Raw genomic sequence first — 22,876 nt, forward strand, 5'->3', positions numbered from 1 at the left:
GTAGGGCAAGGGCGCGATCATAGCATAACCGCCCCCGGCTGTGGCCGCCGGGAGGCGATTAAGCCGTTAACTCTCGTATAATTCTAACGGTAAACCATCGGGATCGCTGAAAAAGGTAAAACGGGATTGGGTGTAAGGATCGACGCGTACCGGTTCGCAGGCGACGCCGGCCGCCTGCAGATGGGCGATGGCCTGTTCGATGTCGTCGACGCTGAACGCCAGATGGCGCAGGCCGCAGGCCTCCGGGCGGCTGACGCGGGCCGGCGGCGAAGGGAAAGAAAACAGCTCGATAGTGTATTGCCCGTTGAGCGCCAGATCCGCTTTCCAGGAGCCGCGCTCCTCGCGGTAGACTTCGCTCAGCAGGGTAAATCCGAGAATGTCGCAGTAAAAATGCTTACTGGCGGCGTAGTCCGCGCCAATGATCGCGATATGGTGTACCTGATGTAACGCCAGCATGACGGCCGCTCCTGTTCGGTCTGATGAGGCAAGGTATCCGGCGGCGGCGATAACGTCAATGAGAACGCCCGGCATATCTTTCCAAACCGCCGGGCGTGTTATGCATTACGGCTGCGGGGCTTTCAACACCTTCACCAGATAGCGCCCCTCTTCCGTCAGCTTGGCGCCGTGGATGTCGGTTTCAAAACCGGGATAGCGCTCGCCGATCGAGCACAGCATCAGCAGAAAATCGAGCACCGCACGGCTCTCTTCGGTGATCATTTCCCCCGGCATCACCAGCGGCACGCCCGGCGGATACGGCAGGATCATATTGGCCGCCACCTTGCCCACCAGCTGATCCAGCTCGCAGGTTTCCACGTTGCCGCGCACCTGCTCCTGGAACATCTGGTGCGGCGTCAGCTTCATTTCCGGCAGCACATCAAACGCCCGCTGCATCAGGCGCGGCAGATCATGCTGGCAGATCAGGCGATGAATGCCGGCGGCCAGATCCTGAATGCGCATGTTGCGATAGAAATCCGGATCCTCGGCGTACAGATCCGGCAGCATGTTCTTCACCCGCAGGTTGAGATCGTAGGCGCGCTTGAAGTCGGTCAGGCCGCGCAGCAGGCTCATCGCCTTGGTTTTATCGATGCCGATGCTGAACAGGAACAACAGGTTGTACGGCCCGGTCTTCTCCACCACGATGCCGCGCTCGTCGAGGTACTTCGCCACCAGCGCCGCCGGGATCCCCTCCTCCTCCAGCGTGCCCAGCTCGTTCATGCCCGGCGTCAGGATCGTCACCTTGATCGGATCGAGGTACATGTGATCGCGATCGGTCTGACCGAAGCCGTGCCAGTTGTCGTCAGGATCCAATGGCCAACATTGCGCCTCATCGATCTCTTCCGGCTGCCAAATGTCGAAGAACCAACTGTCGCTCTCCTCGCGCAGCCGCTGCACTTCACGGCGAAAATGCAGCGCGCGCTCCACCGAGCGGTTGATCAAGCGGCGCCCCGGGTTGCCGCGCAGCATGGCAGCGGCGGTCTCCATCGATGCCACGATGCCATAGTGCGGCGAGGTGGTGGTGTGCATCATGTAGGCTTCGTTGAAGGTGCTTTCGTCGTAGTCGCCCTTGATATGAATCATCGAAGCCTGCGAGAAGGCCGCCAACAGCTTGTGCGTCGACTGGGTTTCGTAGAAAACCTTACCGGGCACCCGCTCGCCGCTCATGCCGCTTTTGCCGTCGTAAATTGGATGGAAGTTGGTGTAAGGCACCCAGGCGGAGTCGAAGTGGATCGACGGCACCTCCAGCGTCTGCTTGATGTAGTCGGTGTTGTACAGCAGGCCGTCATAGGTGGAATTGGTGATCACCGCATGCACCGGCCAGGTGGCATTCTCGGTCTCCTGCACCCGGGCGGCGATGCTTTCGCGGGTGAACTCGCCCTGCGGAATGCCGCCGAGGATGCCATAGGCGTTGCGCAGTGGGCGCAGATAGATCGGCACGATATCGCTCATCATCAGCAGGTGGCACAGCGATTTGTGGCAGTTGCGGTCGATCAGCACCGTGCTGCCGGCCGGCGCCGAATACATGCCGACGATCTTGTTGGCGGTGGAGGTGCCGTTGGTGACCAGATAGCTCTGCTCGGCGTTGAAAGTACGCGCGATATACTCTTCGGCCTCCAGGTGCGGCCCGGTGTGATCCAGCAACGAACCGAGCTCGGTGACCGAAATCGAGATGTCGGCCTTCAGGGTATTGGCGCCGAAGAAGTCATAGAACAGGCAGCCCACCGGGCTTTTTTGGAACGCGGTGCCGGCCATATGGCCCGGCGTGCAGAAGGTGTACTTCCCTTCGCGCACATAGTTGAACAGTGCCTTGGTCAGCGGCGGCGTAATGGTGTCGATGTATTCCGCAGTGTATTGCTGGATGCGCTGCGCGATATCGTCCGCCGCATTCAGGCCATACTCGAAGAAATAGAGCACCATGCGCATTTCATGCAGGCTGACGTCGAAAGTGGAGTGAGTATTGATAAAGGCGTACAGCGGCAGGTATTCGTTCAGGTCGTTGATCTCGCTGCACAGCTCCAGGCTGTAGTCGTCCCAGTCGAAGATCACCCCGCAAATGCGGGCATTGGCTTCGACCAGCTTCAGCAGGTCACCGCTGTTTTTGGGGTACACCAGCTGGAATCCCATGGCGGCCAGCGCAGCGTGGAGCTCGCGGATCGGCTCATCTTTGTAGTAGACGCCCGTCGGGCCCATGATGGCGATGATATTCATCGGCAGCTCCTGTCAGTTAACGGCCAAGTCTCTATAACACCACGAAAATCCGGCGGTGTGTAGCCAAAAAAAAACCGCCCGGAGGCGGTTTCTTGCAGCGAAGCACAGAACTCAGCAGTAGCCGTAGTTCATCAGACGCTGGTAGCGACGGTTGAGCAACTCTTCGTCGTTCAGACCGTCCAGATCTTTCAGATCGGCCAGCAGCTGCGCTTTCAGCGCGGCGGCCATCGCCGGCACGTCGCGGTGCGCGGAACCCAGCGGCTCCGGGATCACCGAATCGATCAGCTTCAGCTCTTTCAAACGCGGCGCGGTAATGCCCATCGCTTCGGCGGCCAGCGGCGCCTTGTCGGCGCTCTTCCACAGGATGGAGGCACAGCCTTCCGGCGAAATCACCGAGTAGGTGCTGTACTGCAGCATGTTCACCTTATCGCCCACGCCGATCGCCAGCGCGCCGCCGGAGCCGCCTTCGCCGATGACGGTGCAGATGACCGGGATGTTCAGACGCGACATCTCACGCAGGTTGCGCGCGATGGCTTCGGACTGGCCGCGCTCTTCCGCGCCCACGCCCGGATAAGCGCCCGGGGTATCGATAAAGGTGATAAGCGGCATCTTGAAGCGGGCGGCCATTTCCATCAGGCGCAGCGCCTTGCGGTAGCCTTCCGGCGCCGGCATGCCGAAGTTGCGGCGGATCTTCTCTTTGGTTTCACGGCCTTTCTGGTGCCCGATGATCATCACCGGGCGGCCATCCAGGCGCGCAATGCCGCCGACGATCGCTTTGTCGTCGGCGTAAGCGCGATCGCCCGCCAACTCTTCGAAGTCGGTAAAGATGTGTTTGATATAATCCAGGGTATAAGGACGGCGCGGGTGGCGTGCCAATTGGGCAATCTGCCAGGCCCCAAGATCGGCAAAAATCTTGCGCGTCAGCTCAACGCTCTTTTCACGCAGGCGCTGAACCTCTTCGTCCAGATTAATATCTAATTTTTCGTCTTGACGGCTGACTGCAGTCAGCGAGTCAATTTTCGCTTCCAGCTCTGCAATCGGCTGTTCAAAATCAAGAAAATTCAGACTCATAGCATTCCTATTTTAGTCAAATTCCAAGTCCACCTGCTCATTGCCTACCAACGTCCGCAAGTCGATCAACAAGCGGTCGGTGGGCGTCACGCGCCAGGTTGCGCCAAAACGCAGCTTGGCTCGCGCATCTTCCCGTTGATAGTAGAGATGCACTGGAATCGTCCCCGATCGATGGGGTTCCAACGACTGGCGGAGACGGTTCAAAAGCTGGTCATCAATTTGCCTGTCAGTCAGCGAGATAGCAAGCCCGCGAGCGTATTTTTCCCGGGCTTCACTGATGTCCATTACCTCGCGGGCCATCATTTTAAGCCCACCGCTAAAGTCATCAAAGCTGACCTGTCCACTGGCGATAAGGATACGGTCTTTTTCCAACAAATGCTGGTATTTTTCTAACGCTTCGGTGAATAACATCACTTCCAGGCGACCCGAACGGTCATCCAATGTACAGATGCCGATACGGTTGCCGCGCTTGGTCACCATCACCCGCGCGGCGACCACCAACCCGACGGCGGTGGTCATTTTGCCCCGGTCCGTCGGGTGCATGTCTTTCAAACGCTGGCCACCGGCGTAACGTTCGATCTCCTTCAGGTACTGGGTGATCGGGTGGCCGGTCAGATATAACCCCAGCGTCTCCCGCTCACCGTCCAGCACCACCTGCTCCTGCCACGGGGGGACGTTGGCGTAGGATTGCTCTACCTGCTCCGGCGCTTCCGCCAGCACGCCGAACATGTCCACCTGGCCGATCGCTTCGGCTTTGGCATGCTGATCCGCCGCTTTCAACGCGTCGCCGAGCGAATTCATCAACGCGGCGCGGTGCGGCCCGAGGCGATCGAACGCCCCGGACATGATCAGTTTTTCCAGAATGCGGCGGTTCAATTTCTTGATGTCGGAGCGTGCGCAGAGATCGAACAGGTCTTTGAAGTAACCCTGTTCGCCGCTGTTGCGCGCCTCGATGATGGCTTCGATCGGCCCTTCCCCCACGCCCTTGATGGCGCCGATGCCGTAAACGATCTCGCCGTCGTCGTTGACGTGGAAGTGATACAGGCCGCTGTTGATGTCCGGCGGCAGGATCTTCAGCCCCATGCGCCAGCATTCGTCCACCAGCCCCACCACTTTGTCGGTGTTGTCCATATCGGCGGTCATCACCGCCGCCATAAACTCGGCCGGGTAGTGCGCCTTCAGCCACAGCGTCTGGTAAGAGACCAGCGCATAGGCGGCAGAGTGCGATTTGTTGAAGCCGTAACCGGCGAATTTCTCCACCAGGTCGAAGATTTTCACCGACAGTTCGCCGTCGATGCCGCGCGATTTCGCGCCGTCTTCAAAGCCGCCGCGCTGCTTGGCCATTTCGACCGGGTTCTTTTTACCCATTGCACGACGCAGCATATCCGCGCCGCCCAGGGTGTAGCCGGCCAGCACCTGGGCAATCTGCATCACCTGTTCCTGATACAGGATGATGCCGTAGGTCGGTTCCAGCACCGGTTTGAGCGACTCGTGCTGCCACTGGATATCCGGGTAGGAGATCTCTTCGCGGCCGTGCTTGCGGTCGATGAAGTTATCCACCATGCCCGACTGCAGCGGCCCCGGACGGAACAGCGCCACCAGTGCGATCATGTCTTCGAAGCAGTCGGGCTTCAGACGTTTGATCAGGTCTTTCATGCCGCGCGATTCAAGCTGGAATACCGCCGTGGTTTCCGAGCGCTGCAGCATATCGAAGCTTTTCTTGTCGTCGAGCGGAATGGCGGCGATGTCGATCGGCTCCAGCCCGGTCTTCGCGCGCCGGGCGTTGATCATCTCCAGCGCCCAGTCGATGATGGTCAGGGTGCGCAGACCGAGGAAGTCGAACTTCACCAGCCCGGCGTATTCCACGTCGTTCTTGTCGAACTGGGTCACCGGATGGTGCCCTTCGGCGTCGCAGTACAGCGGCGCGAAGTCGGTGATCTTGGTCGGCGCGATTACCACGCCCCCGGCGTGTTTACCGGCGTTGCGCGTCACCCCTTCCAGCTTGCGCGCCATGTCGATCAGCGCCTTGACCTCTTCGTCGGCCTCGTAAATTTCCGGCAGCTGCGGTTCGGCGGCGAAGGCTTTCTCCAGCGTCATGCCCGGATCCGGCGGCACCAGTTTTGAGATACGATCGACAAAGCCATACGGGTGCCCCAACACCCGGCCTACGTCGCGGATAACCGCTTTCGCCGCCATGGTCCCGAAGGTGATGATCTGCGATACCGCTTCGCGGCCGTACATCTCCGCCACGTGCTCAATTACCTGGTCGCGCTTCTCCATGCAGAAATCGACGTCGAAGTCGGGCATCGAAACACGTTCCGGGTTCAGGAAGCGTTCGAACAGCAGGTCGAACTCCAACGGATCGAGGTCGGTGATTTTCAACGCATAGGCCACCAGCGAACCGGCACCGGAGCCGCGCCCCGGGCCAACCGGCACGTTGTTGTCCTTCGACCACTGGATAAACTCCATCACGATCAGGAAGTAGCCGGGGAACCCCATCTGGTTGATCACCTTCAGCTCAACGTCCAGACGCTCGTCGTATTCCGGGCGGCGCTGCGCGCGCACTTCAGGATCGGGGAACAGGAACTCGAGACGCTCTTCCAGCCCCTCTTTCGATTTGAGTACCAGGAAGTCCTCGGTGCTCATATCGCCAGTCGGGAACTGCGGCAGGAAGTATTCGCCGAGGCGAATGGTGACGTTGCAGCGCTTGGCAATCTCGACGCTGTTCAGCAGCGCTTCCGGGATGTCGGCGAACAGATCGCACATCTCGTCTTCGCTGCGCATGTATTGTTGCGGGCTGTAGTTGCGCGGCCGCTTGGGATCGTCCAGCGTAAAGCCGTCGTGAATAGCGACGCGAATTTCATGGGCGTCGAAGTCGTCTTCCACCAGGAAGCGCACGTCGTTGGTGGCCACCACCGGCAAACCGCGCTCAGTGGCCAGCGCCACCGCAGCATGCAGGTAGTTCTCTTCGTCCGGGCGGCCGGTGCGAATCAGTTCCAGGTAGTAACAGTCCGGGAAGTGCTGCTGGTAGAAGTCCAGGCACTGATCCACCTGCGCCTGGTTGCCGCGCAGCAGAAACTTGCCGACGTCGCCCTGACGCGCGCCGGAGAGCAGAATCAGCCCTTCACGATGTTCAATCAGCCAGTCGCGATCGATGGTCGGGCCGGCGGCCCCGTAGCCACGCTGATAGGCGCGGGAAATCAGCAGCGTCAGGTTCTGGTAGCCTTCGTTGTTGCTGGCCAGCACCGTCAACTGGGCCAGCTCGTCGCCCAGCTCTTCGCTTTGCACATGGAAATCCGCGCCGATGATCGGTTTGATCCCGGCGCCGTGCGCGCTGCCGTAGAACTTCACCAACCCGCACAGGTTGGTGAAATCGGTGATTGCCAGAGCAGGCATGGCTAACGCGGCGGCTCTTTTCACCAACGGCGCCGTCTTGGCCAATCCATCAATCATGGAGTAGTCACTGTGGACGCGCAGGTGAATAAAACGAGGTTCGGCCATCTCCAGATACCTGATTGAAGGGGCTCAGCAAGCTGAACCCGGGTTAATGCTCTCGTCGGGCCTGGTCAACCAGGCCCGCAGACTACAGCGCCAGCGCCCTTTTCACCGGCGCGAAGCTGCGGCGGTGGTGCTCGGTGGCGCCCAGCGCGGCCAGCCGCTCCAGGTGGAGGGCGGTCGGGTAGCCTTTATGCTGCGCGAAACCGTAGTCCGGGAACTCGCTGTCCAGCTCGGCCATTTCGCGATCGCGCGTGACCTTCGCCAGAATGGACGCCGCGCTGATCTCCGCCACGCGGCTGTCGCCTTTCACCACCGCCTGCGAACGCATCGGCAGCTTCGGGCAACGATTACCGTCGATTAAAACCATGTCCGGCGCGATATGCAACCCGGCCACCGCGCGCTGCATCGCCAGCATGGTGGCGTGCAAAATGTTCAGTTGGTCGATTTCCGCCGGTTCGGCGCGCCCCAGGCTCCAGGAGAGCGCCTTGGCGACGATTTCGTCATACAGCGCCAGACGGCGTTTTTCACTGAGTTTCTTGGAATCCGCCAGCCCGACGATCGGCTGCGCCGGATCGAGGATCACGGCGGCGGTGACCACCGCGCCGACCAACGGGCCGCGGCCCACTTCGTCCACACCGGCAATCAGCGTGGCAGCGGGATAGATAAAGGGTTCAATCATGCTTTCGCCAGCTCCAACACAGCCTGAGCGGCCTGTTCGTCCGCACCGCAACGGATGCTTTGGTGCAAGGTAAGAAAAGTTTGTTTCAGCGCTTCGGTTTCCGGGCTCTCTTCCAGCAGCGGCATCACGGCGGCGGCCAGTTTGTCCGGCACGCAGTCATGCTGCAGCAGCTCGGTAACGATCTCACGCCCCGCCAGCAGGTTCGGCAGCGAAACGTAAGGCGTTTTCACCAGCTTCTGCGCCAGCCAGAAAGTGAACGGCTTCATGCGATAGCCCACCACCATCGGGCACTTGGCCAGCATGCACTCCAGCGCCGCCGTGCCGGACGCCAGCAGAGCCGCGTCGCTGGCGATCATCGCCTCGCGCCCCTGACCGTTCAGCAGGTGTACGGTCAGATCCGGCGCGACTTCCGCCTTGATGCGCTCAAACTGCTCGCGCCGTTTGGCGTTGACCAGCGGCACCACCACTTCCAGCTCAGGATAACGGGTGCGCAGCAACTGCGCGGTTTTGAGGAAGTCGGCGCTCAGCATCTCGACTTCGGCGCCGCGGCTGCCCGGCAGCAAGGCCAAACAGCGCGCCTGCGGAGCGATGCCAAGCTGAGCGCGCGCCGCCAGCCGATCGGGCTGCAGCGGCATGGCGTCCGCCATGGTGTGGCCGATAAACCGGCAAGGTACGTTGAAGCGATCGTAAAACGCTTTTTCGAAAGGGAGAAAGGCCAGCACCAGATCGGTGGCTTTGCCAATTTTGAAAACGCGCTTTTGCCGCCAGGCCCACACGGAAGGGCTGACGTAGTGGATGGTGCGGATGCCGCGCTGCTTGAGGCGGCCTTCCAGCGTGATGTTGAAGTCCGGCGCATCGATGCCGACAAACACGTCCGGCCGCAGCTCGCCGAAGCGGCGAGTGAGATCCTTGCGGATCTTCAACAGGCGTGGCAAGCGCTCGAGCACTTCCACCACGCCCATGACCGCCAGCTCTTCCATTTCGTACCAGGCTTCGCAGCCTTCGGCCTGCATCAGCGGGCCGGCGACGCCAACGAAACGCGCGTCGGGGATCTGCGCCTTGAGCGCGCGGATCAAACCGGCGCCGAGAATGTCACCGGAGGTTTCCCCGGCGACCAACCCGATAGTCAATGGACGATTCGACATAACTCAGCGAATGATGCCGCGGGTGGAACGGGTGAAGAAATCGAGGTACTGCTGCACCACCGGTTGCTCTTTGGCCAGGGCTTCGATTTCCGCCTTCGCTTCATCCAGCGTTTTTTCGCTGCGATACAGGATTTTGTAGGCATTGCGGATCGCCTGCATTTCATCCTTGTCAAAACCGCGGCGCTTCAGGCCGACCGCGTTGACGCCAAACGGCGTCGCGTGGTTGCCCTGAGCGATGACGAATGGAGGCACGTCCTGAGCGACACCGGAACAACCGCCTACCATCACATGCGCACCGATAATGCAGAACTGGTGGATCGCCGTCATGCCGCCGATGATGGCGTGATCGTCGATTTCCACATGCCCCGCCAGCGTGGCGTTGTTGGCCAGCACGCAAGCGTTGCCGACCACGCAGTCGTGGGCGACGTGCACGTTGACCATCAGCAGGTTGTCGTTGCCCACTTTGGTCAGGCCGGTGCCCTGCGCGGTACCGCGGTGGATGGTGACGCTTTCGCGGATGCGATTGCGATCGCCCACTTCAACGCGCGTCGGTTCGCCCGCGTATTTCAGATCCTGGTTCACTTCACCGATGGAGGCGAACTGATAAATCTGGTTATCGCAGCCAATCTTGGTAATGCCGTTCACCACCACGTGGGATTTCAGCACCGTGCCGGCGCCGATTTCCACCTGGGAGCCGACGTAGCAGAAAGGGCCGATATGCACGTTGGCGCCGATCACGGCGCCTTCTTCGACTATCGCGCTAGGATGGATAAAGGCGGTTTGGTCAATCACGGATTAAGCCTCCCGGCTGCGGGCACACATCATGGTTGCTTCGCAGACAATTTTACCGTCAACGGTCGCCACGCCTTTGAAGCGAGTCAGGCCGCGGCGAGTTTTCTCGAAGGTGACTTCCATGACCATCTGATCGCCTGGCACCACAGGGCGCTTGAAGCGTGCTTCGTCGATACCGGCGAAGTAATACAGCTCGCCCGGCTCCAGTTTGCCGACGCTTTTAAACGCCAGGATACCGGTGGCCTGCGCCATGGCTTCCAGGATCAATACGCCTGGGAAAATCGGTTTGCCAGGGAAGTGGCCCTGGAAAAACGGTTCGTTCACCGATACGTTCTTCACCGCACGCAGATATTTGTGCTCTTCAAACTCGAGGACGCGGTCGACCAGCAAGAACGGGTAACGGTGAGGAAGCAGATCCAAAATTTCTGCAATATCCAGAGTATGAGTGTCAGTAGTCAAAATACTCTTCCTGTCTCTAAAAACTGATGGCATCAACAACACGGCCTGCGCTGACCCCAAAAGGAGATCATCATGCAGGCCGCAAATTAACATCTCTTTGCGCTTTTGGTCTCACGACCAACGCGTTTCGTTTTGTACCCGCCAGGGCGGGCGGCAATGATTAGTCTTTTCCGACTTTACGTTCGACAGCTTTCAAGCGTTTGCTGATCTCATCGATATTCATCACCAACGCAGCGGTTTTACGCCAAACCTTGTTAGGCTGCAACGGAATGCCCGAAGAGTATACCCCAGGTTCGGTGATTGGTCGCATAACCATTCCCATTCCGGTAACAACAACCTTGTCGGCAATTTCCATGTGACCGTTGATCACGCTGGCACCGCCAATCTGGCAGTAGCGGCCGATTTTCAGGCTGCCGGCCATGATCACACCGCCGGCGACGGCGGTATTGTCGCCAATCACGACGTTATGTGCAATCTGGCATTGGTTGTCGATGATAACACCATTCCCGATTTGGGTGTTATCCAAAGCGCCGCGGTCGATGGTGGTGCAAGCGCCGATTTCGACGCGATCGCCGATAATCACCGTGCCCAATTGAGGGATTTTGATCCACTCGCCGCGCTCGTTCGCATAGCCGAAACCGTCCGCGCCGATCACGGTGCCGGACTGGATCAGGCAGCGCTGGCCGATTTCAACCGCATGATAAATCGTGACGTTCGCCCACAGACGCGTTCCCGCGCCGATGCGTGCGTGTTTGCCGATGAAGCAGCCCGGGCCGATAACCACGTTATCGCCCAGCACCGCACCCGACTCGATCACCGCGTTCGCCCCAATGGCGACGTTCTGCCCCAGCTGCGCTTCAGGCGAGATCACCGCGCTTGGCGCGATATCCTGGGCCGGCGACGGCGTGGTGTCCATCAGCTGCGCCATGCGCGCGTAGGTCAGGTAAGGGTTCTTAACCACCAGCGCCGCAGCACGGCAGTGTGGTAAATCCGCTTCGGTAAGCACCACGGCGCTTGCCTGGCAGGAAGACAGCTGCTCTTGATAGCGGCTGTTTGACAAAAACGTGATTTGGCCAGGCTGTGCCGAATGCATAGAAGCAATGCCGGTGATGACGAGATCGCCATCACCGTGCAATTGTGCATCCAACTGCTGCGCTAAATCAGCCAGTCGAATTGAAAGCATGTGTTATTTAACCTGTTTCAGCACGTCAGCAGTGATATCTTTGGAAGAGTCTGCATAGGCAACGGCGTTGGCGTCGATCACCACGTCATAACCGCCTTTGCTGGCGACAGATTTCACCGCGTCCTGAATACGGCTCAGGATCTTGTTACGCTCTTCCATCTGGCGACGACGGTTGTCCTGCTCGAAAGCCTGGGCTTTCTGAGAGAACTGCTCGCGCTGCGCCATCACGTCTTTTTCCAACTTGCTGCGATCGCTGGCTTTCATGGTAGCGCCGTCACGCTGCAGACGTTGCATTTTGGTCTGCAGGCTACGTTCCATATTCTGGAGTTCGCTTGCACGGCCTTTAAACTCGTTTTCCAGCTGTTTAGCGACCGTTTCGCGGGCCGGCAGCTGTTGGAAAATGCTGGAGACGTTAACGACAGCGATCTTATCTGCTGCCTGAACACCAGCTGAAGCAGCCATTGCTAAACCGAGGCCTGCGGCACACAACCACTTTTTCACTATAAACTCCTTACCATCACCCATTTGTGTCATATGACACTGAAGTACACAATTTGCCAGACTTATCCCACCAAACAATGAGAATCATCTCCCTCTGCCGGCGGTCGCCTGGCCATTGCGATTCTTAATAACTTTTATGCCCAGAGGCGAGACCCGTTACCAGGTCTTACCGATGTTAAACTGGAACTGTTCGGATTTGTCGCCTTCGTATTTCTTGATCGGGTTGGCGTAAGAGAACACCAACGGCCCCAGCGGCGACATCCACTGCAGCGCGATACCGGCGGAAGAACGAATATTACTGGCCTTGCTGTAGTCCGGCACACCGTACATCAGCGTTTCGTTGGTATTTTTCCACTTGGTATCCCACACGGTACCGGCATCGATGAACAGCGACGTCCGCACCGAGTTGGCGTATTTCTCGCTGATGAACGGCGTCGGGGTGATCAGCTCCAGGCTGGCGACCGCCATGGCGTTACCGCCCACCGCGTCATCCGAGCTACAGATGCTCTGACGATCGGTCGTGCTGCCGGCGTTGAACTGGCACTGGTACGAGTTGGAGTTGTAGTACACCGCCTTCGGACCAATGGTGTTGGACTGGAAGCCGCGCACGGTGCTCGAACCACCGGCGTAGAAGTTCTCGTAGAACGGCATTTCCTTGCCGCCCAATCCATCCGCGTAACCCAGACGGCCACGGCCCAACAGCACCCAGGTGCGATCGTCGTTGATCGGCACATATTGCACGCTGTCCAGCGTCACCTTGTAGTATTCGTTGTCCGAGCCCGGAATGGTGACCTTGCCGTTCAACGTGGTGCGGTTACCCGACGTCGGGAAGTAGCCGCGGTCCAGGTTGTTGTAGGTCCAACCCAGGTTCAGCGTAAAGTCGTCCGTCGAGTAGCTGGCGCGGTCGGTCTTGTTCGCATCCACGCCCATCGAGTCGAGGTAACGCCACATGGCGATCTGCGGCTGCATGTTCGACAGGCCGTTGTGGACGTAGCCCAGACCGGTACGCAACGAGTTGTTCTCGTTGATCGGGAAGCCCAGCGTGCCGTCGATACCGTAACTCTTGTTGGTATAGTCCGACAGATCCGCGTCATCCGCCTTAAAGTCGTTGTAGAAGATGCGGCCGCCCAGGCTCACACCATCAACGGTGAAGTACGGGTTGGTGACCGACAGTTCGGTATAGGTCTGGTAGTCGTTCTTGGTGCCGCTGATGCCGACCGAGTAGCCGGTACCCAACCAGTTATCCTGCTGCACGCCCGCCTGGAAGCTGACGCCGCTCTCGGTGCCGTAACCGACGCCGAAGTTGAAGGTACCGGTGTTGCGCTCTTTCACCTTGTAGGTCACGTCGACCTGATCGGCGGTGCCCGGCACGCGCTGGGTTTCCACGTCAACCGTTTCGAAGTAGCCCAGACGGTTCAGACGCTCTTTGCCCTGCTCGACCTGCTCGTTGCCGAGCCAGGCGCCTTCCATCTGGCGCATTTCACGACGCAGTACGGAATCTTTGCTGGTGTCGTTGCCTTCGAACTTGATGCGACGCACGTAGAAGCGGTTGCCCGCGTCAACGTTGACGTGCAGCTTGACGGTTTTATCCGCATCGTTGATCTCAGGCTGAGTGCCGACGCGCGGGTAGGCGTAACCATAACGGCCCAACATCGTTTTGATGTTGTCTTCCATTTTGGTCACCTTGCTGCCGTTGTACAGCTCGCCCGGTTCGATTTTGGTGATCTGAGCGACTTCCGCCGAGTGGCCGGCCAGGTTGCCGTTCACGACAACATCGGAAAGCTTGTACTGATCGCCTTCGGTGATGTTGATGGTGATGTAGATGCCTTTTTTATCCGGCGTCAGGCTCACCTGAGTAGAATCGATGTTGAAGCGGGCATAGCCGCGATCCAGATAGAAGCTGCGCAGGGTTTCGAGATCGCCCGCCAGTTTCTGCTTCTGGTATTTGCGATCGCCGACCAGGTTCCACCACGGCACTTCGTCACGCAGTTGGAAGCGCGAGATCAGTTCGTCGTTGGTGAAGGCATGGTTGCCGACGATGTTGATTTGTTGAATCTTGGCGGAGACCCCTTCCGTGAACACCAGTTTCAGGTCGACACGGTTGCGTGGCAGCGGCGTGACTACGGCTTTCACCGAGGCGCTGTATTTACCGACGCTGTAGTAGAAGTCTTCCAGCCCTTTTTCAATGCTGGAGATCGTGGTGCGGTCGAGCGCCTCGCCCACCCGGACGCCGGAGGCTTCCAGGTTCTGCTTGAGCATGTCATCTTTCACCGACTTATTGCCGGAGAAAGTGATGCTGGCGATGGTAGGACGTTCCTTCACCTGCACGATCAAGGTATTACCATCGCGCAGTACGCGCACGTCCTCGAAGTTGCCGGTGGCAAACAAGGCACGAATGGTATTACTGATGTCATCGTCAGTGACGGTATCGCCGACGCGAACCGGCATGTTGAGTAACGCCGCACCGACGGCGACTCGCTGCAGGCCTTCGAAATGAATATCTTTCACTACGAACCCGTCTGCACCGTATACGGTGGCGCTGCCAAACAGCAGCGACGCTATGAGCAACTTTTTCATCGCCATCGTTGTTATGCGTTCTTCCTAACCTATCCCCGCCCCTAGAGGCGGGAAAAATCATTGAAAAGTGCAAGACCCATCAACAACACCAGCACGATAGAACCTATGCGGTAGCTGTAGTCCTGTACTCGCTCGGAAACCGGCCCACCCTTCAGCTTTTCTATCGCCAGGAAGAGGAGATGCCCACCATCTAACACCGGTAATGGGAACAGGTTGATGATACCCAGGTTGACGCTAATCAACGCCAGGAACATCAGATAATACACGAACCCGACTCCGGCTGACGCCCCAGCTCCCTGTGCAATCGAGATCGGGCCACTCAGGTTGTTCAGCTTTACATCACCGGTTATTAATTTGCCCAGCATGTTGACCGTCAGCCGCATCAGCTGCCAGGTCTTGTCGCCGGCCTGATACAGCGCCGGGAACGGTCCATACTGGCGAATCGTCTTATACTCGTCCGGCAGCGGCAGCACTTTTGGAATGATGCCTGCAAAACCCACCGATTTGTCTTTTCCCACCGGCTTTGTATCCGGTATCAGCGTCAAAGACAAGGGGGCGCCGTTTCTTTCAATCTCCAAAGCCAGCGGCTGCCCCGGGCCATCGTGGATACGCTTCACCAGCGTCTGCCAACGACCCAACGGCTGACCATCGACTTTAACGATCCTGTCCCCCGCTTGTAAACCCGCCTTTTGCGCCGCCGAGTTAGGCTGCACTTCCGCCAACACGGATTCTATCTGCGGGCCGCGCGGCATAATGCCCAGCGCGACAACGGGATCCTGCTTGTCCGGTTCAAAGTTCCACTGGCGCAAATCCAGGGTTTTTGTCACCACCTGCGAAGAACCGAACGGCGCGACGCCGACTTCGGTTTGCGCATCGCCAATCTTCGCCACCAGCGCCAGACGAACTGATTCCCAATCAGGCGTTTCGATGCCGTCAACCGACTTTAGTTCCATGCCAGACGAAATTTCAGCCTTGGCGGCGATGGATTGCGGCGCGATTTCGCCGATCACCGGGCGGAAACTCGGCACACCGATGATGAACACCAGCCAATAGGCAAGGATAGCAAACAGGAAATTGGCGATGGGGCCGGCGCTGATGATGGCCGCGCGCTGCCAGACGGTTTTGTTGTTGAAGGCCTGGTGACGCATTTCCGGCGCCACCGACTCCACGCGCTCGTCCAGCATCTTCACGTAGCCGCCGAGCGGAATCAAAGCGATGACGTACTCGGTGCCCTGGCGATCGGTACGGCGCCACAGCGCCCGGCCAAAGCCGATGGAGAAGCGTTCAACGCGCACGCCGCAACGACGGGCAACCCAAAAGTGTCCGAACTCGTGCACGGTAATCAAAATACCGAGCGCAATCAGAAACGCCACCAGGTTCCAAAGCACGCTGACCATCATCCCTCACTTTCCGTCATCGACGGATTAAAACACCAACAGCATCAGGCAGGCAAACACCGGCACCGCCGCGGTCAGGCTGTCGATACGATCCAATATGCCGCCGTGACCGGGGATCAAATGACCGCTGTCCTTGATGCCCGCTTCGCGTTTAAACATGCTTTCGGTCAAATCGCCCAGCACCGAAGCCAGCGCGGCGAGCACAGAACAGGCCAACAGCGTGGTCGGCACCACGTTCAGTGGCGCGTAGCGACCAAACAGCCAGGAAATGACCGCCGACGTCAGCAGCCCGCCAATCAGCCCTTCCCAGGTTTTACCCGGCGAGACCTTTGGCGCCAGCTTATGCTTGCCGAACAGCTTGCCGAACATGTAGGCGCCGGAATCCGCGCCCCACACCAGCAGCATCACGTACAGCAGCCACCAGGCGCCGGTAAACGGGTTTTGCTCGTAGCCGAACTGGCGCAGCGCCAGCATGCCCCAGAAGAACGGCACGATGGTCAGCAGACCGAACAGCAGGCGCAGCGGGCGCGAATTGCGCCAGATGGCGGCCGAGCCGGGATAGAACAACACCAGCAGCAGCGCCGCCAGCCACCAGGCCAGCGACAGCCACAGCGAGCCGCTTATCTGCGGCACGGATTGATGGTAAGCAGGGACGCTGAGCATCATCAGCGCCAGCAGAAAACCGCACAGTATCGCCAGCCAGATGCGCTGCGAACGGGAGGTAAAACCGGCCAGTTGGCCCCACTCCCAGGCTGCTAACATGCACACGACGAGCGTTACCAGAGCAAAGGCCAGCGGCGGCAACAGGAACAGCGCCGCGATAACGATCGGGATTAAAATCAGAGCAGTTATGAGGCGATACTTCAGCAAAAGTTCTCCCTAGGACGCATCGGCGCCGATAGGTGTTGTTCCCCCGAAGCGGCGCTCACGTTGTGCAAATGCATTCAGCGCACCTTCAAAGACAAGTTCATCGAAATCAGGCCAGAGCACATCAGTAAAGTAAAGTTCAGCATAGGCGATTTGCCACAGCAGGAAGTTACTGATGCGATGCTCGCCACCGGTGCGGATAACCAGATCCACCGGCGCCAGGTCGCTCATGCAAACCCGCTCGCTCAATAATTCCTCGCTGATCTGATCCGGGTGCAACTCCCCTACCCGTACCTGTTCGGCCAGTTCCTTTACTCCCTGAATGATATCCCAACGGCCACCGTAGTTGGCAGCGATATTGAGCGTCAGGCCATCGTTATTTTCCGTCAGTGCTTCAGAGCGGCGGATCCGCTCCTGCAAACGCGCGCTGAAGCGGCTGATATCGCCGATCACCCGCAGCCTGACGTTATGTTTATGCAGGCTTTTTACTTCACTATCCAGAGCACGGACAAAAAGCTCCATCAGGGCGGAGACTTCCTGCACCGGACGGTTCCAGTTTTCGCTGCTGAAGGCATAAAGCGTGAGCGCATCTAAATGGTGGCTGGCGGCAAAACTGACCGCGCGGCGAACCGATTTCACCCCTGCTTTATGACCGAAGACACGTAACTTGCCCTGACGTTTGGCCCAGCGTCCGTTACCGTCCATGATGATGGCGACATGGCGCGGCCCCGGGGAAGATGGATTAGCCTCTTGTTGGTTTGCGGACGACATAACTCGTACTTATTTCCTCAGTAGAAATATAACTGCCTTTCCGGAACATCAGGCCCTTACGCGCAAAAAAAGCCGTGTGCCCGACACGGCTTTCAGCCTGCCCTCGCGATACCCGGCGCAGCCGGGTCGCCATTGGCGCATACAGCGCCAATCGGGCCATAATTCAACGGTATAACCGCTGACAGGTGGCGCAGACTATACCACCTCAGCGGGGCATGAACAAACGGCCCCGCTGCGGCACGCGTGAATTACGAGCAAAATCGGATAATCGCCGTGCTCAACCACGCAACGCGCGAACGCGCTCCTCGGCGGCGGCGCGCGCCTGGCGGTCAATGTCTAAGACCGCTTCGATGCAGGTCGGTTCCTGCAGCGCGAGACGCTCCACCACCTGGCGGTTGACCGCCGCGATGTCGGTGAAGCGAATCTGCTGCTGCAAAAATGCCGCCACGGCGATTTCGTTGGCCGCGTTCAGCGCAGTGGTCGCCGCCTGGCCGGCGTCGAACGCTTCGATCGCCAGATACAGGCAAGGATAACGCTCGCGCTCCGGTTCGGCGAAGGTCAGCGAACCGATGCGGCAGAAGTCCAGCGCTTCGACGCCGGAGTTCACGCGCTGCGGATACGCCATCGCGTGAGCGATCGGCGTGCGCATATCCGGCGTACCCAGCTGCGCCAGCACGCTGCCGTCGGCGTAACGCACCATCGAGTGAATCACCGACTGCGGATGCAGGATCACTTCCATTTGCTCGGCCGAGGCGTTAAACAGCCAGCGGGCCTCAATGTATTCCAGACCTTTGTTCATCATGGTGGCGGAGTCCACCGAGATCTTGCGGCCCATCGACCAGTTCGGGTGGGCGCAGGCTTGATCCGGGGTCATCGCGGCGAACTGCTCCAGCGGCGTGGTGCGGAACGGGCCGCCGGAGCCGGTAAGCACGATGCGCGAAACACCATGACTGTCCAGGGAAGAGTATCCCAACTGACGCTGAATACTCTCAGGCAAACTCTGAAAAATCGCGTTGTGCTCGCTGTCGAGCGGCAGCAACTGCGCCTGGCTATGCCGCACCGCATCCATAAACAGACGGCCGCAGGTGACCAGCGACTCTTTGTTGGCCAGCAGTACCTGCTTGCCTGCGCGGATCGCCGCCAGCGTCGGCAACAGCCCCGCAGCGCCGACGATCGCCGCCGTCACCTGATCGACGTCGTCCAAAGCGGCCAGCTCGCAGGCCGCTTGTTCTCCGGCCAAGACTTCGGTAGCGACGCCGCTTTCCGCCAGAACAGCGCGCAGCTCACGCGCGGCGCTTTCATCCGCCATCGCGGCGAAGGCGGGCCGAAATTCCATGCATTGCTGCGCCATAACCGCGACGTTGCGGCCGGCCACCAGCGCTTTGATCGCAAAACGGTCGGGATTCGCCCTGACCACGGCCAGGGTGCTGGTCCCTACCGAGCCGGTCGAGCCAAGAATGGTCAGTTGCTTCATGAGTTCACTCTGAATAACTGTCTGATGAGATCGGAGGTATTCCAGTGTGGAACCTTGGACACCGCTTGTCCATGATCTTTCAGTACGATGAAACGGGATCTGCGCCACAAAAAACAAAGCGCCGCCCAGGCGACGCTTTTTTTCTGCGCGATACTGATTAGAAATCCATCAGCTCTTTTTCTTTCTCCGCCAGCGCGGCGTCGACCAGCTTGATGTAAGCGTCGGTCATTTTCTGAATCTCGTCTTGTGAACGACGTTCTTCGTCTTCGCTGATCTCTTTGTCTTTCAGCAGCGCCTTGACCTTGTCGTTGGCGTCGCGACGCACGTTACGCACCGCTACGCGGCCCTGCTCGGCTTCGCCGCGCACGATCTTGATCAGATCCTTACGACGCTCTTCGGTCAGCGGAGGCAGCGGAACGCGAATGTCAGAACCGGCGGAAGACGGGTTGAGGCCCAGATCGGAGCTCATGATCGCTTTCTCAACGGCCTGGCTCAGGCTGCGGTCGAACACGTTGATTTTCAGCGTGCGGGAGTCTTCCACGGTCACGTTGGCCAGCTGACGCAGCGGCGTAGCGGCGCCGTAGTATTCCACCATGATGCCGTCCAAAATGCTTGGAGAAGCGCGGCCGGTGCGGATCTTGCTGATTTGGTTTTTGAATGCTTCTACGCTTTTTTCCATGCGTGAATCAGCATCTTTTCTGATTTCATTAGTCACGTTGCAAACCCTTGGAAGCTGGTTACTTGGCAGGCGATACTCAAGTATAGCCCGTAATCGTACTCGGAGAGCGCGCGGCGCCTGGCGTCACGCGCGCCGAAAAAGGGGTGTGAACAGCCTTATTTGCTGATCAGCGTACCTTCGTTCTCACCCATCACCACGCGGCGCAGTGCGCCTGGCTTGTTCATGTTGAATACGCGGATCGGCAGACCGTGATCGCGGGCCAGCGTAAACGCCGCCAGATCCATCACTTTCAGCTCGCGCTCCAGCACGTCCTGATAGGTTAATTGTTCATACAGCGTCGCATCCGGGTTTTTCACCGGATCGGCGGAGTATACGCCATCCACTTTGGTGGCTTTCAGCACCACGTCCGCTTCGATCTCGATACCGCGCAGGCAAGCGGCGGAATCGGTGGTGAAGAACGGGTTGCCGGTACCGGCGGAGAAGATCACCACGCGGTTGTTGCGCAGCAGGCTGATCGCCTCTGCCCAACTGTAATTGTCACATACGCCATTCAGCGGGATCGCCGACATCAGGCGGGCGTTCACATAGGCACGGTGCAGTGCATCACGCATAGCCAGGCCGTTCATCACGGTAGCCAGCATTCCCATGTGGTCGCCCACTACGCGGTTCATGCCGGCTTGCGCCAGGCCCGCGCCGCGGAACAGGTTCCCGCCGCCAATAACTACACCGACCTGAATTCCCAGTTCGACCAGCTCTTTCACTTCCTGAGCCATGCGATCCAAAACGCTGGCGTCGATACCAAAACCTTCTGCACCTTGCAGGGCTTCGCCACTCAGTTTAAGCAGAATACGCTGATATACGGGTTTTGCATTGGTTGCCATGGTGTTCTGTCCTAAGAAGCAGTATTAGTATTGGGGATTTCAGCCGATGAAACGCGCCTGAGGTGAGTATCACGCTGCAGGGCCTGCCACCGGTGTAATTTTGGCTGGATAGTATGGAACCGCCAGACGGCGGTTCCATCGACAGTCATTAAGACTGTTTGCTCATCGCGGCAACTTCAGCAGCGAAGTCGGTTTCGACTTTCTCGATGCCTTCGCCCACTTCGAAGCGAATGAAGTTGGTCACGTCAGCGTTGTGCTCTTTCAGCACCTGAGCAACAGATTTGCTCGGATCCATAACGAAAGGCTGACCGGTCAGAGACACTTCGCCGGTGAATTTCTTCATGCGGCCTTCAACCATTTTCTCTGCGATTTCTTTCGGCTTGCCGGACTGCATGGCGATGTCCAGCTGAACCTGGTACTCTTTTTCTACCACTTCAGCAGACACGTCTTCTGGCTTCACGAACTCTGGCTTGCTCGCCGCAATGTGCATTGCGATTTGCTTGACCAGCTCGTCGTCAGCGCCTTTAGCCGCAACCAGAACGCCGATACGCGCGCCGTGCAGGTAGCTGCCCAGCACTTCGCCTTCCAGGGAAGCAACGCGACGAATGTTGATGTTTTCGCCGATTTTTGCCACCAGCGCTACGCGCTCTTCTTCGAACTGTGCTTTCAGCACGTCAACGTCAGTGATTTTGCCGGTCATAGCGGCATCCAGCACTTTGTCGGCGAACGCCTGGAAACCGGCGTCTTTCGCTACAAAGTCAGTCTGGCAGTTAACTTCCAGAATGATGCCGTAGTTGCCTTCGATCTTGGTTTTGATCACGCCGTCAGCAGCTACGTTGCCTGCTTTTTTAGCGGCTTTGATCGCACCGGACTTACGCATGTTTTCGATTGCCAGTTCGATGTCGCCGTTGGATTCAACCAGCGCCTTCTTGCAATCCATCATGCCAGCGCCGGTACGCTCGCGCAGTTCTTTTACCAGGGCAGCGGTAATATCAGCCATTTATTTTTCCTCGGTTATCTCGCGTGGAGACAGTTCTCATTCAGATAAGCAAAGGGGGCCTTTACAGGCCCCCCTAACCAACATATGTCAATACCTGGTTAATAAGGGCTCAGTGACGAGCTTGCCTTATTATTCAGCTTCTACGAAGCCTTCTTCCGCCTGAACGGCCAGATCTTGAGAACGACCTTCACGCACAGCGGCAGCAACGGCAGTCAGGTACAGGTTTACTGCACGGATTGCGTCGTCGTTACCAGGGATGATGAAGTCAACGCCGTCTGGGTTGGAGTTGGTATCAACGATAGAGAATACCGGGATACCCAGGTTGTTGGCTTCTTTGATCGCGATGTGCTCGTGATCGGCATCGATAACGAACAGTGCGTCTGGCAGACCGCCCATATCTTTGATACCGCCCAGGGAGTTTTCCAGCTTGGCCAGTTCACGAGTGCGCATCAGCGCTTCTTTCTTGGTCAGCTTGTCCAGGGTGCCGTCTTGAGACTGGATTTCCAGATCTTTCAAACGCTTGATGGACTGACGAACGGTTTTCCAGTTAGTCAGCATGCCACCCAACCAGCGGTGGTTTACGAAGAACTGGTCACAGCTGTTCGCAGCGTCTTTTACCGCTTCGCTTGCTGCGCGTTTGGTACCAACGAACAGGATCTTGCCTTTACGGGAAGAGATCTTGCTCAGTTCAGCCAGAGCGGCGTTGAACATTGGTACGGTCTGCTCCAGGTTGATGATGTGAACCTTGTTACGAGCGCCGAAGATGAAAGGCTTCATTTTCGGGTTCCAGTAACGGGTCTGGTGACCGAAGTGAACACCAGCCTTGAGCATGTCGCGCATGGAAACAGTTGCCATGATTAAACCTCTATAGATTAATTGGGGTTATGCCTCCACGTATCCCATAACGCCGACCCTGGCGGCGACAAGTCACCTCAGGGCACCCCGGCGGATGTGCCGATACGTGTGTGTTATTTACACAAAATGAGTGCAGTTAAAGTATTTTCGGCCAATTCCTGCCAGGTCACAAGAACCAAGTCGCGGATCGCCGGCGCGCTTTATACCATAAACCCGCTGCCGACACCAACTTTTGTTGCTTTGCGCCGGGCATCGGGAAATGAAATTTGGCAGCCTCCGGCCGGGCTGATACCATAAGTCACTGCTTCTTATTGTCGACGATAACGACACCTGCGGACGAA

General features: G+C 58.4%; 19 protein-coding genes. All 19 read right to left on the reverse strand.

Features of this window, described 5'->3' with window-relative positions; genetic code table 11:
* Positions 1–66: 66 nt before the first annotated feature.
* The 19 genes from QDT79_RS23560 to rpsB all read right to left on the reverse strand — a co-directional run bounded on the left by QDT79_RS23560 (position 67) and on the right by rpsB (position 22,535).
* On the reverse strand, positions 67–456 hold the full coding sequence (locus QDT79_RS23560) for a VOC family protein (RefSeq protein WP_063990771.1): 390 nt from the start codon (positions 454–456) through the stop codon (positions 67–69).
* A gap of 105 nt (positions 457–561) precedes the next feature.
* Entirely contained in the window at positions 562–2,706 is a 2,145-nt protein-coding gene (locus tag QDT79_RS23565) for a lysine decarboxylase LdcC (RefSeq protein WP_063990770.1), read from the reverse strand.
* Between the two features lie 111 nt (positions 2,707–2,817).
* Entirely contained in the window at positions 2,818–3,777 is a 960-nt protein-coding gene (gene accA, locus QDT79_RS23570) for an acetyl-CoA carboxylase carboxyl transferase subunit alpha (RefSeq protein WP_019455765.1), read from the reverse strand.
* A 12-nt stretch (positions 3,778–3,789) separates the two neighbouring features.
* A complete protein-coding gene (gene dnaE, locus QDT79_RS23575; protein WP_308317140.1) occupies positions 3,790–7,278 on the reverse strand; it encodes a DNA polymerase III subunit alpha in 3,489 nt (1,162 codons plus the stop codon).
* A gap of 82 nt (positions 7,279–7,360) precedes the next feature.
* Positions 7,361–7,954, reverse strand: a complete 594-nt coding sequence (rnhB, locus tag QDT79_RS23580) for a ribonuclease HII (protein WP_033654126.1) — start codon at positions 7,952–7,954, stop codon at positions 7,361–7,363.
* Positions 7,951–9,099 (reverse strand): lipid-A-disaccharide synthase, encoded by a 1,149-nt coding sequence (gene lpxB / locus QDT79_RS23585; RefSeq protein ID WP_038878789.1) that lies wholly within the window; start codon positions 9,097–9,099, stop codon positions 7,951–7,953. The genes rnhB and lpxB overlap by 4 nt, the downstream gene beginning before the upstream one ends.
* Positions 9,100–9,102: 3 nt before the next feature.
* Positions 9,103–9,891: an acyl-ACP--UDP-N-acetylglucosamine O-acyltransferase gene (gene lpxA / locus QDT79_RS23590; protein WP_004931964.1), complete on the reverse strand. Its 789-nt coding sequence runs from the start codon at positions 9,889–9,891 to the stop codon at positions 9,103–9,105.
* A 3-nt stretch (positions 9,892–9,894) separates the two neighbouring features.
* Entirely contained in the window at positions 9,895–10,350 is a 456-nt protein-coding gene (gene fabZ / locus QDT79_RS23595; protein WP_004931962.1) for a 3-hydroxyacyl-ACP dehydratase FabZ, read from the reverse strand.
* 160 nt (positions 10,351–10,510) lie between these two features.
* The gene (lpxD, locus tag QDT79_RS23600; protein WP_025304030.1) at positions 10,511–11,533 is read right to left on the reverse strand and encodes a UDP-3-O-(3-hydroxymyristoyl)glucosamine N-acyltransferase; all 1,023 of its coding nucleotides are present in this window, start codon (positions 11,531–11,533) and stop codon (positions 10,511–10,513) included.
* Between the two features lie 3 nt (positions 11,534–11,536).
* The gene (gene skp, locus QDT79_RS23605; protein WP_025304031.1) at positions 11,537–12,034 is read right to left on the reverse strand and encodes a molecular chaperone Skp; all 498 of its coding nucleotides are present in this window, start codon (positions 12,032–12,034) and stop codon (positions 11,537–11,539) included.
* Between the two features lie 156 nt (positions 12,035–12,190).
* The gene (gene bamA / locus QDT79_RS23610; RefSeq protein ID WP_063990766.1) at positions 12,191–14,617 is read right to left on the reverse strand and encodes an outer membrane protein assembly factor BamA; all 2,427 of its coding nucleotides are present in this window, start codon (positions 14,615–14,617) and stop codon (positions 12,191–12,193) included.
* Positions 14,618–14,652: 35 nt separating this feature from the next.
* The gene (rseP, locus tag QDT79_RS23615; RefSeq protein WP_004931952.1) at positions 14,653–16,008 is read right to left on the reverse strand and encodes a sigma E protease regulator RseP; all 1,356 of its coding nucleotides are present in this window, start codon (positions 16,006–16,008) and stop codon (positions 14,653–14,655) included.
* A 27-nt stretch (positions 16,009–16,035) separates the two neighbouring features.
* On the reverse strand, positions 16,036–16,878 hold the full coding sequence (gene cdsA, locus QDT79_RS23620) for a phosphatidate cytidylyltransferase (RefSeq protein WP_063990765.1): 843 nt from the start codon (positions 16,876–16,878) through the stop codon (positions 16,036–16,038).
* Positions 16,879–16,887: 9 nt separating this feature from the next.
* Positions 16,888–17,646, reverse strand: coding sequence for a (2E,6E)-farnesyl-diphosphate-specific ditrans,polycis-undecaprenyl-diphosphate synthase (ispU, locus tag QDT79_RS23625; protein ID WP_063990764.1), 759 nt, complete (start codon positions 17,644–17,646; stop codon positions 16,888–16,890).
* A 277-nt stretch (positions 17,647–17,923) separates the two neighbouring features.
* The gene (gene ispC / locus QDT79_RS23630) at positions 17,924–19,120 is read right to left on the reverse strand and encodes a 1-deoxy-D-xylulose-5-phosphate reductoisomerase (protein ID WP_063990763.1); all 1,197 of its coding nucleotides are present in this window, start codon (positions 19,118–19,120) and stop codon (positions 17,924–17,926) included.
* Between the two features lie 157 nt (positions 19,121–19,277).
* Positions 19,278–19,835, reverse strand: coding sequence for a ribosome recycling factor (gene frr, locus QDT79_RS23635; protein ID WP_004931943.1), 558 nt, complete (start codon positions 19,833–19,835; stop codon positions 19,278–19,280).
* A 119-nt stretch (positions 19,836–19,954) separates the two neighbouring features.
* Complete coding sequence (pyrH, locus tag QDT79_RS23640) at positions 19,955–20,680, reverse strand: UMP kinase (RefSeq protein WP_004931940.1); 726 nt, start codon at positions 20,678–20,680, stop codon at positions 19,955–19,957.
* A gap of 148 nt (positions 20,681–20,828) precedes the next feature.
* Positions 20,829–21,680 carry a translation elongation factor Ts gene (tsf, locus tag QDT79_RS23645; protein WP_107227893.1) on the reverse strand — a complete coding sequence of 284 codons (852 nt, stop codon included), beginning with the start codon at positions 21,678–21,680 and terminating at the stop codon, positions 20,829–20,831.
* 129 nt (positions 21,681–21,809) lie between these two features.
* Positions 21,810–22,535, reverse strand: a complete 726-nt coding sequence (gene rpsB, locus QDT79_RS23650) for a 30S ribosomal protein S2 (RefSeq protein ID WP_016929891.1) — start codon at positions 22,533–22,535, stop codon at positions 21,810–21,812.
* Positions 22,536–22,876 lie beyond the last annotated feature (341 nt).

This window comes from Serratia marcescens, from assembly GCF_029846115.1.
Lineage (GTDB): Bacteria > Pseudomonadota > Gammaproteobacteria > Enterobacterales > Enterobacteriaceae > Serratia > Serratia marcescens_L.

Excerpts from the sequence above, each read along its gene's own strand:
- QDT79_RS23560 (WP_063990771.1), bottom strand. The coding sequence starts at position 456 with ATGCTGGCGTTACATCAGGTACACCATATCGCGATCATTGGCGCGGAC.
- QDT79_RS23565 (WP_063990770.1), bottom strand. The coding sequence starts at position 2,706 with ATGAATATCATCGCCATCATGGGCCCGACGGGCGTCTACTACAAAGAT.
- accA (WP_019455765.1), bottom strand. The coding sequence starts at position 3,777 with ATGAGTCTGAATTTTCTTGATTTTGAACAGCCGATTGCAGAGCTGGAA.
- dnaE (WP_308317140.1), bottom strand. The coding sequence starts at position 7,278 with ATGGCCGAACCTCGTTTTATTCACCTGCGCGTCCACAGTGACTACTCC.
- rnhB (WP_033654126.1), bottom strand. The coding sequence starts at position 7,954 with ATGATTGAACCCTTTATCTATCCCGCTGCCACGCTGATTGCCGGTGTG.
- lpxB (WP_038878789.1), bottom strand. The coding sequence starts at position 9,099 with ATGTCGAATCGTCCATTGACTATCGGGTTGGTCGCCGGGGAAACCTCC.
- lpxD (WP_025304030.1), bottom strand. The coding sequence starts at position 11,533 with ATGCTTTCAATTCGACTGGCTGATTTAGCGCAGCAGTTGGATGCACAA.
- bamA (WP_063990766.1), bottom strand. The coding sequence starts at position 14,617 with ATGGCGATGAAAAAGTTGCTCATAGCGTCGCTGCTGTTTGGCAGCGCC.
- rseP (WP_004931952.1), bottom strand. The coding sequence starts at position 16,008 with ATGGTCAGCGTGCTTTGGAACCTGGTGGCGTTTCTGATTGCGCTCGGT.
- ispU (WP_063990764.1), bottom strand. The coding sequence starts at position 17,646 with ATGTCGTCCGCAAACCAACAAGAGGCTAATCCATCTTCCCCGGGGCCG.
- ispC (WP_063990763.1), bottom strand. The coding sequence starts at position 19,120 with ATGAAGCAACTGACCATTCTTGGCTCGACCGGCTCGGTAGGGACCAGC.
- pyrH (WP_004931940.1), bottom strand. The coding sequence starts at position 20,680 with ATGGCAACCAATGCAAAACCCGTATATCAGCGTATTCTGCTTAAACTG.
- tsf (WP_107227893.1), bottom strand. The coding sequence starts at position 21,680 with ATGGCTGATATTACCGCTGCCCTGGTAAAAGAACTGCGCGAGCGTACC.
- rpsB (WP_016929891.1), bottom strand. The coding sequence starts at position 22,535 with ATGGCAACTGTTTCCATGCGCGACATGCTCAAGGCTGGTGTTCACTTC.